The 15,311-nt window shown below is 42.2% G+C and carries 16 protein-coding genes, 2 tRNA genes and 1 other RNA gene; 8 read left to right on the top strand and 11 right to left on the bottom strand.

All coding sequences use genetic code 11. The features are described from left to right. Positions 1-63 precede the first annotated feature (63 nt). The 3 genes from PHC85_01780 to ssrA all read left to right on the top strand — a co-directional run bounded on the left by PHC85_01780 (position 64) and on the right by ssrA (position 1,723). Positions 64-828, top strand: coding sequence for a hypothetical protein (locus PHC85_01780; protein ID MDD5032825.1), 765 nt, complete (start codon positions 64-66; stop codon positions 826-828). 107 nt (positions 829-935) lie between these two features. Next, the gene (gene smpB, locus PHC85_01775) at positions 936-1,382 is read left to right on the top strand and encodes an SsrA-binding protein SmpB (GenBank protein ID MDD5032824.1); all 447 of its coding nucleotides are present in this window, start codon (positions 936-938) and stop codon (positions 1,380-1,382) included. Position 1,383: 1 nt separating this feature from the next. Then, positions 1,384-1,723, top strand: a transfer-messenger RNA (tmRNA) gene (gene ssrA, locus PHC85_01770). Between the two features lie 41 nt (positions 1,724-1,764). On the opposite strand, the gene PHC85_01765 is transcribed toward ssrA, so the two are convergent. The 9 genes from PHC85_01765 to PHC85_01725 all read right to left on the bottom strand — a co-directional run bounded on the left by PHC85_01765 (position 1,765) and on the right by PHC85_01725 (position 11,359). Beyond that, positions 1,765-3,018 (bottom strand): PHP domain-containing protein, encoded by a 1,254-nt coding sequence (locus tag PHC85_01765; protein ID MDD5032823.1) that lies wholly within the window; start codon positions 3,016-3,018, stop codon positions 1,765-1,767. 245 nt (positions 3,019-3,263) lie between these two features. After that, a complete protein-coding gene (locus PHC85_01760; GenBank protein MDD5032822.1) occupies positions 3,264-4,520 on the bottom strand; it encodes an endonuclease Q family protein in 1,257 nt (418 codons plus the stop codon). Between the two features lie 14 nt (positions 4,521-4,534). Continuing rightward, positions 4,535-5,644 (bottom strand): aromatic amino acid transport family protein, encoded by a 1,110-nt coding sequence (locus PHC85_01755; protein ID MDD5032821.1) that lies wholly within the window; start codon positions 5,642-5,644, stop codon positions 4,535-4,537. Further along, the gene (locus tag PHC85_01750) at positions 5,631-6,095 is read right to left on the bottom strand and encodes an MgtC/SapB family protein (GenBank protein MDD5032820.1); all 465 of its coding nucleotides are present in this window, start codon (positions 6,093-6,095) and stop codon (positions 5,631-5,633) included. Before PHC85_01750 ends, PHC85_01755 begins: the two co-directional genes overlap by 14 nt. Before the next feature lie 17 nt (positions 6,096-6,112). Then, entirely contained in the window at positions 6,113-6,688 is a 576-nt protein-coding gene (locus PHC85_01745; protein MDD5032819.1) for a hypothetical protein, read from the bottom strand. Between the two features lie 19 nt (positions 6,689-6,707). Then, entirely contained in the window at positions 6,708-8,081 is a 1,374-nt protein-coding gene (locus PHC85_01740) for an MBL fold metallo-hydrolase (protein ID MDD5032818.1), read from the bottom strand. Between the two features lie 286 nt (positions 8,082-8,367). Beyond that, positions 8,368-8,970: a nucleoside-diphosphate kinase gene (locus tag PHC85_01735; protein ID MDD5032817.1), complete on the bottom strand. Its 603-nt coding sequence runs from the start codon at positions 8,968-8,970 to the stop codon at positions 8,368-8,370. Positions 8,971-9,054: 84 nt separating this feature from the next. After that, on the bottom strand, positions 9,055-9,915 hold the full coding sequence (locus PHC85_01730) for an MBL fold metallo-hydrolase (GenBank protein ID MDD5032816.1): 861 nt from the start codon (positions 9,913-9,915) through the stop codon (positions 9,055-9,057). After that, positions 9,893-11,359, bottom strand: coding sequence for a ComEC/Rec2 family competence protein (locus tag PHC85_01725; protein MDD5032815.1), 1,467 nt, complete (start codon positions 11,357-11,359; stop codon positions 9,893-9,895). Before PHC85_01725 ends, PHC85_01730 begins: the two co-directional genes overlap by 23 nt. A 37-nt stretch (positions 11,360-11,396) precedes the next feature. Here PHC85_01725 and PHC85_01720 point away from each other — a divergent pair, with 37 nt between their 5' ends. Then, positions 11,397-11,612, top strand: coding sequence for a hypothetical protein (locus PHC85_01720; GenBank protein ID MDD5032814.1), 216 nt, complete (start codon positions 11,397-11,399; stop codon positions 11,610-11,612). Between the two features lie 34 nt (positions 11,613-11,646). Here the strand turns inward: PHC85_01720 and PHC85_01715 are convergent, their stop codons facing one another. After that, complete coding sequence (locus tag PHC85_01715; protein MDD5032813.1) at positions 11,647-12,105, bottom strand: ribonuclease HI family protein; 459 nt, start codon at positions 12,103-12,105, stop codon at positions 11,647-11,649. Further along, a complete protein-coding gene (gene recJ, locus PHC85_01710) occupies positions 12,102-13,778 on the bottom strand; it encodes a single-stranded-DNA-specific exonuclease RecJ (GenBank protein ID MDD5032812.1) in 1,677 nt (558 codons plus the stop codon). Before recJ ends, PHC85_01715 begins: the two co-directional genes overlap by 4 nt. 75 nt (positions 13,779-13,853) lie before the next feature. Here recJ and PHC85_01705 point away from each other — a divergent pair. The 4 genes from PHC85_01705 (at position 13,854) to PHC85_01690 (ending at position 15,191) form a co-directional block, all read left to right on the top strand. Beyond that, positions 13,854-13,930, top strand: a tRNA-Val gene (locus PHC85_01705). Further along, positions 13,886-14,647: an RluA family pseudouridine synthase gene (locus PHC85_01700; GenBank protein MDD5032811.1), complete on the top strand. Its 762-nt coding sequence runs from the start codon at positions 13,886-13,888 to the stop codon at positions 14,645-14,647. The genes PHC85_01705 and PHC85_01700 overlap by 45 nt, the downstream gene beginning before the upstream one ends. Positions 14,648-14,668: 21 nt before the next feature. After that, on the top strand, positions 14,669-15,079 hold the full coding sequence (gene rplS, locus PHC85_01695) for a 50S ribosomal protein L19 (GenBank protein MDD5032810.1): 411 nt from the start codon (positions 14,669-14,671) through the stop codon (positions 15,077-15,079). A 25-nt stretch (positions 15,080-15,104) separates the two neighbouring features. Beyond that, positions 15,105-15,191: transfer RNA gene (locus PHC85_01690), tRNA-Leu, on the top strand. Positions 15,192-15,311 lie beyond the last annotated feature (120 nt).

Below are 15,311 nucleotides of genomic sequence, written 5' to 3'. Positions count from 1 at the left end.
TTGACTTCTTTTATAAATCATCTTAGAATTCGTAAATCTTTGAAAACAAGGGAGGGAGGAAAAATGAAGAAATGGAAGGTTTTTATGTTTTGCGCTTTTCTTGCAGTATTTACGGCGATGGCGGCGCAAATGGCAAGCGCGGAGACAAAACTCGGCGGAAACCTAAACTTCGGATATTACACCGATTATACAGGCGGAATGTCAGGGTCTCTTGTCTTTGACGATCCCGTGTTTCAGCAAAGCGCCACTTTGGGCATGGAAACGGAGATTGTAGATTTCTCCGGCACATTTTGGTCGTCTGTAAGTCCGAGAGGCGGATTCAATTCCGATTTTGGAGATGAAAACGATTATATGCTTGACGTCTTCAAAACAATTAACGGCTGGAGGTTTGGACTTGAATATTTGTTTGGCGATATGTACCGTATCGGCGAAATAAACGGAGATCTCCACGCTCTTTGTTTCAGGGTTATATCCCCGCCGGTAAAAGGGGTTTCGTTCTATGGAGTCATAGAAAAAGACTGGCCGACCGACAAAGACATTGTTGAAGGCGGAGTTTTGTGGAAATTTGGAGCTCTCTACGCGATTGACCTGCCCTTTGACAAGCAAAAGCTGAATCTGGATTTATGTTTTGGCGGAAACGACGGAGCTTATGGAAGCGAACCAAAAACATTAAACTACGGACGACTGGTTTTGTCCTTGCCCGTTGCAATGCCTTTTTGGAAAGCGACGCTCAGCCCGATGATCTTTTTTCAAAAAAGATTCGGGGACGAAGACAATCTTGCTTGTAATAAAATTCGAGGAGGATTGACCTTCAATATCCCTTTTTAATTCTGCGCAAAATACAGCACAAAAAAGTTATTGGACGCGGGGTCAAAAAACCCCGCGTTTTCTTTTCCCATTAGTAAAACATTTCAAGGTAAAATATAATTATATTCATGACGCTTCTGGACAACAAAAAGGCAAATTTTGATTACGAAATCCTGGAACAATTTGAGGCAGGGATGCGGCTTTTGGGTTTTGAAGTAAAATCGCTTAAAATGAAACGCGGAAACTTGGCTGGCGCTCACGTTGTAATAAGAGGAGGAGAAGCGTTTATAGTTGGAATGGAAGTGCCTCCCTACCAGCCAAAGAACACGCCTGAAGATTATGATTCACAAAGAACGCGCAAACTGCTTCTCAATAAAAAAGAAATAGATTATCTTTCCGGAAAAGAATCCCAAAAAGGGCTCACCTTGATTCCGGTGTCCGTTTTTGTTAAAAATGGTCTTGTAAAACTTTCTTTTGCGGTGGCGCGCGGGATGAAAAAATACGACAAAAGGCAAAAGATAAAAGAGAGGGAAAGCAAACGGGAAATTGAGAGAAATTTGAAAAAAGAAATATAACGGGGGTGAAAGGAATCGTAGAGAGAACAGTCTCAAAGTTCGCAAGCGGAGGCTGGCGAAACCTCCCAAATCATTCGCCAAACAAATAAGTGCAAATTTTCAATTAGCACCTGCTTTAGCGTAATTACGCTTAAGCCGTCCGTCCCGGATGTCTCATAGGGGATCGCGGGCGTCATTTTGAGGCTTGCCCGCTTTTTTCTCCAAAACGCGGGGACTAAAAGGAGAAAAAACGAAGCGCTTTTCGTCCGGTCTAAACGCTTCGTCTACACAACCGGAATACGCTTGTAGACGATTTTAAGATTTTCTTTCTCACGTGGGTTCAAATCCCACCATCTCCACATCACACCACAAAACCGCCATCGGCGGTTTTGTTTTTTTATCTTTATCTGTCTTTTTTCTTTTTCTTAAAAAACTCCACAAATTTTTGCAAAGGCAAAATATTTAAAATATCTTTTTTCTCCGCTCCTCCCTTGCGAGCCTCTTCAATTCCAAATTTTATAAAATCCATCTGTTCCGGCTGATGCGCGTCGGAATTTATAATCATCATCACCCCCGCTTTTTTCGCTTTTTTTATATTGGAACTTTTTAAATCCAATCTGTACGGATTGGAATTAATTTCCAAAATAGTTCCGGTTAATTTTGCGGTTTTTAAAATTTCATCAAAATCAATTTCAAATTCATCGCGCTGGCGGATTATTCGTCCGGTCGGGTGAGAAATAATATCGACATTGGGGTTTTCCATCGCTTTTATTATTCTCTCCGTCATTTCTTTTTTCGGCATTTTCATCTGCGAATGCACTCCCGCTATCACATAATCAAGCTTTGCCAAAGCGTCGTCGGAAATATCAATGGAACCGTCGGCTAAGATATTGGCTTCGCATCCGTGAAAGATTTTAATTTTATGCTCCGAGCTTAATTTTTTTATCAGTTCCGCCTGCTCCATCAATTCTTTCTCGTTTAGCCCGTGTTCAATCGCGAGAAATTTCGTGTGGTCGGAAATTCCAAGATATTCATATCCCCTCTCTGCCGCTTTTTGTATCATCCTGTTTACAAACTCTTTATCAGCATTGTAATGGGAGTGAACATGCAAATCGCCTTTGATATCTTTTTCCTCAATAAACCCCAGCCCATTATCTTTTGGCAAACCGAAAATTTCTTCCGGCAAAGAATCGTTAACGGATTTTTTGTAAAATTCAATCCATTTTAAAATCTTCTTTTCCAATTTTTCTCCGCACCTTGGAAGATTTTTAATTTCCCCTTTTTTTGCTGCCTTCTCAAGACCATTAATATCTTTTATTTTTAGCCTGTCGTAAAAAAGCTTTATAAGTTTAGGTCCGACGCCATCTACGGAAGTAAGCTCTGAAACGTTCGCGGGAAACTTCTTTTTTAAATTTTCGTAATCTTCAATCTTTCCCCTTTTCATATACTCTTCAATGCGCTCGGCGATACCGGAACCGACGCCGGAAATAGATTTAAGGCCGTTTATTCCGTCTTTTCTGTAAATTTCCGAAATATCCAAAGCTAAAGACTCAATAGACATAGCGGCCTTTGTATAAGCCTGCGGCTTAAAAGCGGTCCCTTCTATTTCGTAATATTCCGCCATTTCGTATAAAATTTTGGAAAGTTCTTTGTTCATTGTTATCCACAGAAAATGCTTGTAGGTTTACAAATAAAATTTTATCATATAAACAGAGTTCTGTTGACGAGTGGATGCGGAGGGAGGAATCGAGTTCTCCAAGAGCCTGCGAGTGGGTCATTGACCCCTTAAGGACTGTTTCATTTTTTGAGACTTTGTTTCCTTTTTTCGAATCCGGTTTTCGGTTCTTTTACACTCTCCTTTCTTTCTAAAAGCCCCAGGCATTGCCCGGGGCTTGTTTATTTTTAAAATAAACTTTTTTGTGTCTGTTTTTCTTTTTCATCGCCTTCGCCGAACAAAGAAATTTTTCCATACTCGCCGTCATACCCGGGTTTTATTTTTACTTTTCCTTCGCGCATATTTTTTAATCCTTCGGAAACGCGAGCTCCTGCAATTTCAAAAATTTTTTCAACGGGCGTTTCAAGCAAAATTTCCATTTCCGTGCCAAACTCGTCAAGCAATTTTTCATAGATGCCGCCGACGGTTTTTGTCTGAACGCCGACATCTTTAGCTTCGGCGATTATCTCGTTAAGAGGAATTAAATTTTTATAAGGAACCGCGCCCGCGGGTTTTGCCCCTTCTCCCCTGTCCGCCAGAACGTTTACCCTGCTTAAAACTCCTATTGTCATTTTTCTTCCGCATACCGGACACAAACCTTCCAATTTTTTCGTTTCTTCCGGAGAAAAAGAAACCTTGCAGGCGCTGTGCCCGTCAAAATGATATTTGCCTTCTTCCGGAAAAAATTCAATCGTGTACAAAAATTTTCCCGCCTGCCTGTCGGCAGGTTCGGTCTTTTTTATAACGGAAAATATTCCGTCATAACTTAAATCGCAGTCAAAAACATTCGCTTCCCTTCCGATTTTTGAAGGCGAGTGGCTGTCGGAATTTGAAATCAAAGAAATTTTATCCAAAGCGGAAAGCCGCCAGTTCATTCCCGGGTCCGATGAAAGCCCCGTTTCAATCGCGAAAATATGGCCGCTCAAATCGTCAAAACATTCTTCTATGGAATCAAATCCCGACATCGAACCGAAAATGGAAAACCACGGGGTCCACGCGTGAGCAGGGACGAGAACGCACCGCGGGTCGGCGTCCAAAATTATTTCCAGAAGTTTTTTAGAATCCAAACCAAGCATGGGCCTGCCGTCGGATTTCAAATTTCCTATCCAGTTTAATTTATTGTTTATTTTTTCCACCGCCTCTATCGTGGGAGAAAAAATCACATTATGGACGCGCCGCGTTTTTCCGCCCTTTGAATAAATGTTGGCGATTTCCGCGGTAAGCATAAATCTTGTTTCATCGTTTTTGATTTTAAAAAGACCTTCTTCCGCCGGCTTAAGTTCTTTTTTAATTTCATCAAACCACGCGGGATGAGTAAAATCTCCGGTGCCCATAACTTGAATTCCTTTTTTCGCGGCGGTTTTAGAGATATTTGCCAAAACCATATCGCGGGAAACGGCGCGGGAATATTTGGAGTGGATGTGAAAATCAGCGATTATTTTCATGTTTGGTCAAAATGTCAGAAAAAAATATTAAAAACTTCGTAAGCAACCGCGGCAAAAATCGCCAAAGATGCTAAGACTCCGGCAATCCAAAAATTTTTTCTTGATTTCCATCCCATTAAAATAACCAAAAAACCCGTAAAGCCGATGCCTATCGTGCCGACCACTCCGATAATTTTACCGAAATTATGAAAACCCAAGAGGAAAAAAAGAAGAGGAGGCGCTATCGCCAAAAACCACGAAGCGGTTTTTGAAATTTTGAAATCAAAACGGAAAATTTGAAGAAGGTCAAAACCCAAGGCGAGAAAAGAAGTGAAAACCGCCAAAAAACCCATAATAGAACCCGCTAAGATAATTTTACTGCCCAAAATACCGGAGAGCCCGGACAAAGCGTCATCGCTTGTCTCCAAACCGCTTGAGCCCAGCACCGCGAAAGTAAAAAGAAGATAAGCCGCGGCGCACAAAAAAATGCTTGCCAAAACGACTCTCTTCAAATTTCTAACAGACGACGAGCGAAAAAGGTCTCGCGCGTCTGGAATAACGGCAAGAGCCGACAGGGCGAAAATCCAGACACCGTACGGCAAAAACCAATTTGAATTTCCAGCAATTTCATTTTGCGGCAACAGATGAAAGTTTGCCGTGTCAAAAGACGGAAAAAGCAAAAAGGCAAGAATGACGACGAAAACAAAAAGTGGAATTGAAAGGCAAAAATTTAAAAAAGCGATATTCCCCATTTTTAGAAGGAGAAAAAGGGAGCCAAAAACAAAAAACGCCAGCGTAGCAAAAAACACCGGTTTTTCTTCAAAAAAATTGGAAAGGAAAATGCCTCCCAAAACACCGTAAGCCAAAAGCGTCCCGTAGTACGACGCGAGGGTTATGAAAAGCGCCGAACTCTTGTACTTTTCTCCCAGAAGCATCCGCACATAACCGACAAACCGGTGGCCGTCACCCGCGCGAAAAGAAATTTCCGCATAAAGAAGATGAAGAAAAATTATTAAAAAGAGGGCTACAAAAAAATGTATAAGCCCCCACAATACCCCCGATTTTAAAACAGTATAAGGAAGGGCAAAAATTCCCGCCCCGAACATAAGTCCGACAATAATTCCGATCCCTCTAAGATATTTCATCCTTTCCTTCCGCCCTTGGAACTTTGCTTTCTATAAGCCTTAAAAACCAAAGAATAAAAACAGTGAGCATCGCGGTAAAGACGGCAACCGCGTAAAATTTAAGACCGACCGCCGTGCCGACGGCGGCGGAAACCCAAATTGCCGCCGCGGTCGTAAGGCCGTGCACTTCTTTTTGGGAAGAAAAAATTATTCCGGCGCCAAGAAAACCTACACCAACAACAACCTGGCTTGCCAAACGGCTCGGGTCATATCCTCCGCTCCCCACAAATTCGGAAAAACCGGAAACGGATAAAATAGTAAAAAGGGCCGAACCCAGCGAAACAAGAGCGTACGTTTTCATTCCCGCCGGCTTGCCTATTTTCCAACGTTCAAAACCGACAGCCATTCCCAAGACAGCGGCGAGAAAAAGTTGAAAAAAAACTGGGGTAAGAGATTCCAAAGACATAAACATATCAAAAAAATTATTTTTTACGCTTTCAGTATTTTTTCTTTTTTTATCAATTCAATGACTTTTTCAACCAAAATTTTCGGGTCGGAATTATAAACGACATTGCCCGGACCGCGATGAGACGCTTCAACAATTTCTTTAATTTCATCGGCTATTCCTCCGGTGCCGGTCAAAATACCGATAGGCTTATTGTCTTCAAACGCGTCGGTAAATTCATTTAACGTTCCTATTCTTCCGCAACCGATAATAACAGCGTCTGCCGAGCGCGTCAAAAGAAGGTTGCGTCCGGAATAGCCGAATCCGGTATAAATTATGATATCAAAGTAATCGGTAGGAAGCTCATAAAATTCGACATGTTCTTTTTCCGAAGACGCCGGAGAAATTCCTATGGAAAAACCGTTTTCTTCTTTCGCGCCAACGGCAGACCACAAAGGAAAACCAGTTGTCGCGCCCGTTACCAGAACCGCGCGCTGTCTTATTATTTCCCTGCCAAGTTCTTTTGCCTTATCTAAAGCGTCAACGGCGCAATGCCCTGTTTCAGCGGCCCCGGAAACGCAAATTTTAAATTTAAGATAATCTTTAGGAGATGGCTTCATGTTCTATTTATTCATAATTTTACACCAATTCAAAACTATCTCCAATTTTTGGCGCAACCGCGTCGGCTCCAAGACAATCCCTTACCCGCTGAGTCAAAAAACACGCCGCCGCCGGCTCGCCTTGGACCACGAAAATTTTTTCCGCGCGGTCCGCGATTTTTTCTATAAAAGAATAGAGACCCTCCGCGTCCAAATGCGCCGAATATCCGCTTACCGGCAAAATTTCGGCGTTAACCGGAATTCTTTCCCCTAAAATTTCCACTTCTTTCGCGCCGTCGGAAAGATGCCTGCCTAAAGTTCCGGCTGTCTGGTAGCCGGCAATAAGCAAAGTACTGTTGGGGTCCGGCAAATATCTTTTTTCATGATGGATAATTCTGCCGCCGGTGGACATCCCGGAACCTGCCATTATTATTTTTGGAGGCGGAATAGAATTTATAACTTTTGATTCCTCGCTTTTAAGAGTCATCTTCAAACCGGGAAATTTAAAAATGTCATCCCCCGAGTCAATCACGTATTGCGCTTCTTTGTTAAAATATTTTTCATATCTCTTGTAAATTTCCGTTGCCCTTATCGCCATCGGGCTGTCCAAAAAAACAGGCAAGCTTGGAATATGTTTATTCTCCACAAGGTCGTTGATTTCAAAAAGAAGCTCCTGCGTTCTCTCTACCGAAAAAGAAGGGATCATCAAAACGCCGTTTTTAGAAACGACTTTTTCAATCGCTCTCTCCACTTTCATCTTCCGGCTCTCTTTATCTTCATGTTCTTTATTGCCATAAGCGCTTTCTATTATGAGATAATCGGTTTCCGAAAGATTGTAAGGAGCCCGCAGAAGCGGCGCGGGAAAATTCCCCAAGTCTCCGGTAAAAACAATTTTCTTGCCTTCTATATTAAACTCAATCATCGCGGAACCAAGAATATGCCCCGCTTCTCTTAAGGTTGCCGTAAAACCCTCCAATTTGAGCTGCTGTTCATATTCAACTGTTTCCCAAAGCCTCATCGCTTCCGTTATGTCTTCTTTGGAATAAATCGGCTCAATATTCCATTTCGCCGCTTCTTTTTCAAAAATATTAAGACTGTCGGAAAGAGAAAGTTCGGAAAGGTCTTTAGTGGCCGCCGTAGAAATTATGCGTCCGGCAAAACCGTTTTTAACAAGCTGAGGAATTCTGCCTATATGGTCCAAGTGCGCGTGTGTAATAAATAAAAAATCGATTTCTCCGGGAAGATATTTGAAAGGTTCCCTGTTTTTTTCTTCTTGCTCTTTTGTCCCCTGCAGTAAACCGCAATCAACCAATATTTTTATCGGCTGGTCTTTTTTTTCACCCAAATGATATTCCAAAAGATAATTCGCGCCTGTCACTTCCTGCGCTCCGCCAAAAAATGTTAACTTCAACATAATGTTTTTTAGTATATCAAACGACTCAGGCAAAAGTAAGCCTGCTTTACGAAACAGGCTTACGGCGAAAAATATCCAATAAAAAAATCCCCGACAAAATTAGGGGATTTTTTTATTGGCTGCTCCAAGGAGTACCTTTTGGCTGCACTCCAGGTGGGCGCCTCAGAGATAAAACCCCGGACGAACCAGTCGGTTAAATCCCAATTATGGCTCCCTTTTATATTTGATCCAAAGGTTTGTCCGTGAAGCAACCTGGAATAATTATAGCAAAAATTTTTCAGGCAATCTATTCCAAAATTCCGTCCAAATTCACGTCATAAAGTATTCCCTCCTGCACAAGCCGATAGTTTATTACTTCATCGGGTAAAAACCAAAGAGCAATTTCTTTTTGAGCGTCCTCAACCGAGCCGGAAGCGTGAACAAGATTTCTGATACACCTCTCGTCTCCGTCGGACATTTCATAAGAATCCAAGACAAAATCACCCCTTATTGTTCCGGTATCCGAAGAAAGCGGCTCCGTGCCCCCAACCAATTTTCTCACCAATTTAATGGCATGAGCCCCCTGCCAAACCATGGCGATAACCGGACCCGATGACATATATTCTGTCAGTCTTTTTAAAATCGCTTCGGTAATATCCAAAGGATTTTCCGACGGCGGAGTTTTGCCCTGCGCCTTATAGCTCTTTATGGTTTTTTCTCCCGTAACCCTCCTCCATTCGGGGTCAACCGTGTAATGCTTCTCCACAAAATCTTTCTTGGGGACAAGCATTTTTACAGCGCAAAGCTTAAGCCCTATTCGTTCGAATCTTTTGATGATATCGCCGATAAGCGAACGCTGAATTCCGTCTGGCTTTATCAAAACCAATGTCTTTTCTTTTGAAAAATGCATAATATTCTCTCCTTTCAAGCTCTGGTTGATAATCTTTAAAAAACGACTTTTACGCTAACTATAAACATCTTAAAAAAATATTTTTCAATTGGCAAGAAGAACTCGCGAACCGTCGCTTTTAAACTTTAAAAGACCGGACTGGTCGGTGCGAAAAATTTTCACGCCAAATTTTTCAAGCCTTTCCAATATTACATTTTTGGGATGGCCATATTTATTTTTCTCTCCAACGGGAATAACCGCGTACTCCGGCGAAACATACCCCAGAAACATTTCCGAAGTGGAAGTGTCAGACCCGTGGTGCCCGATTTTTAAAACATTGCTTTTCAAATCCGTTTTATAAACGGACGCCAAATAATTTTCCAAATTTTTTTCCATGTCTCCCGTGAATAAAAAGGATGTTTTGCCATAACTCAATTTCGCCGCAAGCATGGCGTCATGTTCTTTTCTGCCGGAAATTTCGCCGACAGGAAGAATAATGTCCAGAACCAAGCCGCTGCCGATATCAATGGTTTCTCCTTTTTTTGCGCAGACTCTTGAAATTTTATTTTCTTCGACCAAAGTCAGCCATTCTTTATATTCCGGCGAATCGGTTTCAAGACACGGTTCAATAACGATGCCGACTTTGTATCTTTTTAAAACTTCCAAAAACCCCGCGAGGTGGTCGGAGTGAGGATGAGACAAAATCAACCCGTCTATTGAACGATCGTAAAAAGGCATAATTTCAGCAAGCTCGCGCAAAACGGCTTTTCCTTCGCCCGCGTCCAGAAGAACCTGGTTTCCGTTTTCCGCCTGGATAAAGATAGCGTCTCCTTGCCCAACATCCAAAAAATCCACTTCAAGACCTTTTCTGTTTTCACAAAAAACAGCGTACCAAACCAAAACCGCGACCGCGAAAAACAAGGACGGCAATATAAATTTAAGATTATTTTTGAATCGACGCATCATTTTGTTTTTGTGATATAAAAATCAGAATAATCAAAATAAAGTAAGAAAACCACATCAGCCATAATGGAAAATTAGGCAGAGAAAAAGACGAGAGAGGCAGGCCTGCAAAAAATTCAACGACCTTAAGCTCATAAGCCAAAAATCCGTGAGCAATCCATCCAAAAGGAAGAGAAAACGGCGCAAAAATAAAATCCGCGACACCCGCCAAAAATCCGAAAAGCATTGTCGCGGGGATGAACGGCAAAATCAAGAGGTTAACAGGGAGCGAAACAGCGGAAAAAATTCCTGTTTTGTATAAAAGAAGAGGCAATACAAAAATTTGCGCCGACAGCGTGGAAGACGCGAGCGTTCTTATTCCGAATTTTTTCGGAAAAAAAAGAAAACGTTTTTCCAAAACAGGAGCAAGATAAATCAATGATAACGTGGCGAGAAACGAAAGCTGAAACGAAGCATCAAACCGCAAAATTTTAGGATTACAAATTATCATCAAAAAACCCGCGAACACTAAAGCCATCGTCGCTTCATAAACTCTTCCGGTGGAACGCGCCAAAAGCGCCACTCCCGCCATAATTGAAGCGCGAACCGCCGTTGCCGAAGCGCCTGTCATCAAGGTGAAAAGAACAATGCTCAAAAAACCAAAACCGATACCGAAAGCCGAAGGCAAAAAATTAAAAAGCTTAATAATCGCGTCGGCTACTATAGTAATGTTATATCCGGAAAGAACGACAATATGCGCGACTCCGGTTTTTTTGAAATCTTCAAGAAGCGACTCGGGCAAACTGCGTTTCGCGCCCACCGTAAGACCGCCCAAAAGCGCGGACTCCGGTTCGGGGATAATACGATTTATGGATGAAATAAATTTTTCTTTTATTGCATAAAGTCCGCCCTTTAGGGAAAGGCTGTCGCCTGAAGAAGTAAGCTTGATTTCCGGATAAAACATCTGAAAATAAATTTCGTCTTTTGAAAGATAAGCGGGCCAATCGAAATCCGAACTGAATTTTTCGGGGCTTTTAAGAACGCCTTTGACTTCGGCGCTGTCCCCGTATTTCAGGGCGGGGTAGCGATTAGCTGATGTAAAAATTTTTACGCCTTCTTTTGTTTCAAAGACGATATTTGTATGATTTTCGCGCTCTTCCGGCTCTTCGGAAACAGTTAAAACCAAAACAATCTTTTCTTCGATTTTATTTTCAAGCGTTTTTATCTCCGAAGAAGAAACCGCTTTAAACGAAAACCAAAAACAGCCCGAGCCGAAGGCAAAAAGCGAAATTGATAAGAAAATAATAATTTTCCTGTGGATAAAGACAGGAGAAATAGAAAATCCCGCGAAAACCAAACTTAAAAATATCCAAAAAAGCCCGAAGAACAAAGACAGGTCCGCAAAAGACGAAAAAAATACGCCCAAAGCGAAACAGGCGCAAAAAATTAAAAAAATCCTTGAGTGCATCTATCTATTGTGGTATTTTTTAATAAACGTTCTTGACATGGAAGGAGGTGAGGGCATGAATGAATTTATTGCTGACAAAACCAACCCGTTGCATGTTTATTGCAGACTAAGAGATGCCGGAATAAACAAAAAATGGGCCAGAAAAATCAGCGTATTGTATGAAAAAACAATCTTCACGCTGATAAAATCCTTCTCAAAATTCAACGGTTCCCCTTCTCTGTGTGAAAGAAAAAAGTACCCGAACATATGTTAGCCGCCCCTGTTTATCAGCAGGGGCGTGATTTATTTTAAAACATCGTTTCCTGCTTTTTTCTCTCGTCCATCGCCTGATTTGCCAATTTATCCGCTTCCCTGTTCTTTTCCCTCGGAATTTCCTTATATATTATTTTTCCCAAATCCAGGCGCAAGTTCCATATTTTTATAAAAAGAGGGAAAAGCTTTTCTTCCAAAATTTTATACTCTCCCCTAAGCTGGCGGCACACAAGCTCGCTGTCCATTCGTATTTCAATTTCCAAATCTTTTATTTTTTCTTTTCCAAAAACCTGTTTCGCTTTTTGCAAAGCGAAAATCACGGCTTCGTATTCCGCTTCGTTATTCGTGCGGGTTCCGATGTCTTTTGAATATTTCTTAACGACGTAATCTTTTTCATCCGTTATGACAACTCCAATACCCGAGGGCCCGGGGTTTCCCCTGCTTCCCCCATCCGTATAAATAATTATTTTATTTTGAGTTTTTTCTTTTTTCATAAAATCTTTTTTAAATCAAACAGCCTCAGCCTTAGCTCATCATATCCTTTGTAATCCGATTTTTCCACGGACGCGAGCAAGTCGATTTTATCTCCTTTTTTGATATCAAAATTGCCTTCGTTTTTCATAAAAAATCCTATCGCGGAAATCACTCCGTTTCTTTTTTGAAAATCAATCTGAATATGTATGCCTCCGTTCCCAAACATCTTAACATTCGAAACTTCCATATCTTTCAGCCAAAAAACCGGTTTCGGATTATCCATTCCAAAAGGACGGAATTTTTCAACAATTTTCCAAAAATTCCGGTCGACTTCCTCGATCTTTACTTCTTTGTCGGCAACAATAATCTTTCCGGCTTCCGGCAAATTTATTTTTTCAAAAATGTTTAAAAGTTCCTTTTTAAGACTTTCTTCTTTTCCGGGAAAGACAGAAAAGCCGCCGGCAAAAGCGTGCCCGCCGGCTTCAATAAGCACGCCTTCGGGCAAAAGATTCAACACTTCCACCAAATTAACTTCTCCTTCGGCCCTGCAGGAACCTTTCATTCCGGCTTCTCCGTTCTTGCCCCACAAAAATACCGGCCTGTGATATTTTTCCAAAATCCTGTTTGCCGCAAGCCCCAAAACTCCGGCTTTCCATGATTCATCACCTTCTATTATAGCCAGAGGAATTTCCCCTGAAGAAATCCTTCTCCCTACTTCTTCAAGAATGGAATCAACCGAATCGCGGCGCTCCTGGTTCAATAAAAAAAGGTGTTCTGAAATGCTTTTAGCTTCTTCTTTTGATTCGGTCGTGAGCAAGGCGAAAGAAGCGTTGGCATGATCCATTCTGCTTGCCACGTTTATTCTTGGCCCGATCGTAAAAGCGATGTCATCTTCGTTTACGCTGGATTGGTTTATCCCGAATTTTTTAAAAAAAACAAGAAGACCTGTTCTTGCCGTTTTTTGAAGAACCTTAAGCCCGTAAAAAACGAGTTCCCTGTTTTCGCTTTCAAGCGGAACCATATCGGCAACTGTCGCGATGGCGACCAAATCCAAAAGCCATTTTTCCCAGCCTGGGACAATTTTGAATTCGCCTTTCCGTATTAAAGCCTGAACGGTTTTGAAAGCGACCCCGGCGCCTGCAAGAAAATTAAAAGGATAGACGTCGCCTTTCCGCTTCGGGTCAACCACCGCCACAGCTTTGGGAATCGGGCCGGATTCAAGATGATGGTCCAAGATAACGGTATCAATTCCTTTTTCCGCGGCAAGCGCGACTTCTTCCACGTCGGTTATTCCGCAATCAATGGTAATAATCAGTCCGCAGCCGCTTTTTACTATTTCATTTATCGCTTTTTCGTTTAACCCGTAACCGTCAATGTTTCTGTCCGGAATAAAAACCTCAAAATTTTCAAATCCGATTTTTTTGAAAAAATCGTGCATTATCGCGGTGCCGCAAACTCCGTCCGCGTCATAATCGCCGTATAAAACGATTCTTTCATCACCGCGTATCGCTTTCAAAATTCGGGAAACCGCCTTGTCCATATCCAACATCTCAAACGGATCAAAAAGACCCCGTTCATAATCAGGGTTGAGAAATTTTTCTTTTTCTTCTTCCGTTTTTATCCCTCGAGTGAAAAGAAGCTGTTCTTCCAAATCATCGGACACCTGCTCGGCAAGTTTCCATTCTTTTTTCATATGCTAAGTATACATTCTCTTGAAAAACTCCCCAAATTAAAGATAAGATGCAATATATAATACGCAGGCGCGCAAGGGCGGTTAGCTCAGTTGGTTAGAGTGCGTCGTTGACATCGACGAGGTCAGAGGTTCGAGTCCTCTACCGCCCACCAATGAATCCGGAAATTATCTATGAAGACGAAAACGTCCTGGCAATAAACAAGCCTGCCGGACTTTTAGCGCATCGCGCCGAAAAAACAAAACCGGAAGAAAAAACTCTGGCAGATTGGATTTTGGAAAACCGGCCGGAAATTTCCACGGTCGGAGATGAACCGAAACTTAGGCCGGGGCTGGTGCACCGCTTAGACAGAGACACGTCCGGAATAATGGTGATAGCCAAAAACCAAAAATCTTTTGAATTTCTAAAAAAACAATTTCAAGAACACGAAGCGAAAAAAAATTACACCGCCCTTGTCGAAGGCGAAGTAAAAGAAGATTCGGGAGAAATAAATCTGCCGATAGGAAGGAGCGCGAAAAATCCATCGAGAAGAGTCGCCTCAAAAAAAGCCGTTGGCAAACTCCGCGATTCTCTTACGGAATACAAAACAGTAAAAAAATTTTTTGCGGGAGAAAATAAATTCACGCTTCTTAGCGTATCGCCCAAAACCGGACGCACTCATCAGATAAGGGTTCATCTAAAAGCGATAAGCCGGCCTGTCGTCTGCGACAAATTGTATTCCAAAAACCCCCTATGCCCTTTCGGGCTGAAAAGACACTTTCTGCACGCATCGTCTTTGGAAATTTCCCTGCCCGACGGAGGAAAAATCAAGCTGGAAGCCGATTTACCCGAAGATTTGAAAAATACTCTAACAATGCTTGAAACAGCTTAAATAATATGTTAAGAAATATCCATGCAATTATCACCGGTAAAAATTGAAGACAGAAAGAAATTAGACATACGCTCGGGCGACACAATCCGCGTATGGCAAAAAATTCAGGAAGGCAAAAGAAAAAGAAGCCAGGCTTTTGAGGGACTTCTGATTTCAAGGAAACACGGCTCGGAACCGGGCGCGACTTTTACTTTGAGAAAAATTTCCAGTGGAGTCGGAGTTGAAATGACTTTTCCTTTATATTCTCCTAAAATAGAGAAAGTTGAGCTCGTATCAAGGCCGAAAAGGGCAAGACGCGCCAAGCTCTATTATGTAAGAGAAAGAGCGGCCAGAGCGCTGAGAAAGAAAATAAAACAATCCCGGCAAATAGGACAGGTGCTCACCGAAAGCGCCCCGGAAACAAAGACCGAAGCGGAAGATAAAACGGAATAAATCACCTCTCTAATTGGCCGGACGGGCGCGGGTGGCGGAATTGGTATACGCGTACGCTTGAGGGGCGTATGGGAGCAATCCCTTGGAGGTTCAAGTCCTCTCCCGCGCACCAGAATAGAACTTAGAGGCTCTGAACGAGCCAATGTGTGGGCGTGCCGAAGGCACGCCCACTGTGTTTCGCCAAAAATTTTTCCAGAATCCGCAAGGGAATCCGCCAAAAAAGAACCCGAAT

This window comes from Candidatus Paceibacterota bacterium, from assembly GCA_028711505.1.
Classification (GTDB): Bacteria; Patescibacteriota; Minisyncoccia; order JAHISW01; family Tagabacteraceae; genus JAQTSC01.
Note: the sequence above shows the minus strand (reverse complement) of the source record. Positions and strands in the feature narration are given on the sequence as shown.

Coding starts and splice junctions, on each gene's coding strand:
- PHC85_01780 (MDD5032825.1), top strand. CDS start 64: ATGAAGAAATGGAAGGTTTTTATGTTTTGCGCTTTTCTTGCAGTATTT.
- smpB (MDD5032824.1), top strand. CDS start 936: ATGACGCTTCTGGACAACAAAAAGGCAAATTTTGATTACGAAATCCTG.
- PHC85_01765 (MDD5032823.1), bottom strand. CDS start 3,018: ATGAACAAAGAACTTTCCAAAATTTTATACGAAATGGCGGAATATTAC.
- PHC85_01760 (MDD5032822.1), bottom strand. CDS start 4,520: ATGAAAATAATCGCTGATTTTCACATCCACTCCAAATATTCCCGCGCC.
- PHC85_01755 (MDD5032821.1), bottom strand. CDS start 5,644: ATGAAATATCTTAGAGGGATCGGAATTATTGTCGGACTTATGTTCGGG.
- PHC85_01750 (MDD5032820.1), bottom strand. CDS start 6,095: ATGTTTATGTCTTTGGAATCTCTTACCCCAGTTTTTTTTCAACTTTTT.
- PHC85_01745 (MDD5032819.1), bottom strand. CDS start 6,688: ATGAAGCCATCTCCTAAAGATTATCTTAAATTTAAAATTTGCGTTTCC.
- PHC85_01740 (MDD5032818.1), bottom strand. CDS start 8,081: ATGTTGAAGTTAACATTTTTTGGCGGAGCGCAGGAAGTGACAGGCGCG.
- PHC85_01735 (MDD5032817.1), bottom strand. CDS start 8,970: ATGCATTTTTCAAAAGAAAAGACATTGGTTTTGATAAAGCCAGACGGA.
- PHC85_01730 (MDD5032816.1), bottom strand. CDS start 9,915: ATGATGCGTCGATTCAAAAATAATCTTAAATTTATATTGCCGTCCTTG.
- PHC85_01725 (MDD5032815.1), bottom strand. CDS start 11,359: ATGCACTCAAGGATTTTTTTAATTTTTTGCGCCTGTTTCGCTTTGGGC.
- PHC85_01720 (MDD5032814.1), top strand. CDS start 11,397: ATGGAAGGAGGTGAGGGCATGAATGAATTTATTGCTGACAAAACCAAC.
- PHC85_01715 (MDD5032813.1), bottom strand. CDS start 12,105: ATGAAAAAAGAAAAAACTCAAAATAAAATAATTATTTATACGGATGGG.
- recJ (MDD5032812.1), bottom strand. CDS start 13,778: ATGAAAAAAGAATGGAAACTTGCCGAGCAGGTGTCCGATGATTTGGAA.
- rplS (MDD5032810.1), top strand. CDS start 14,669: ATGCAATTATCACCGGTAAAAATTGAAGACAGAAAGAAATTAGACATA.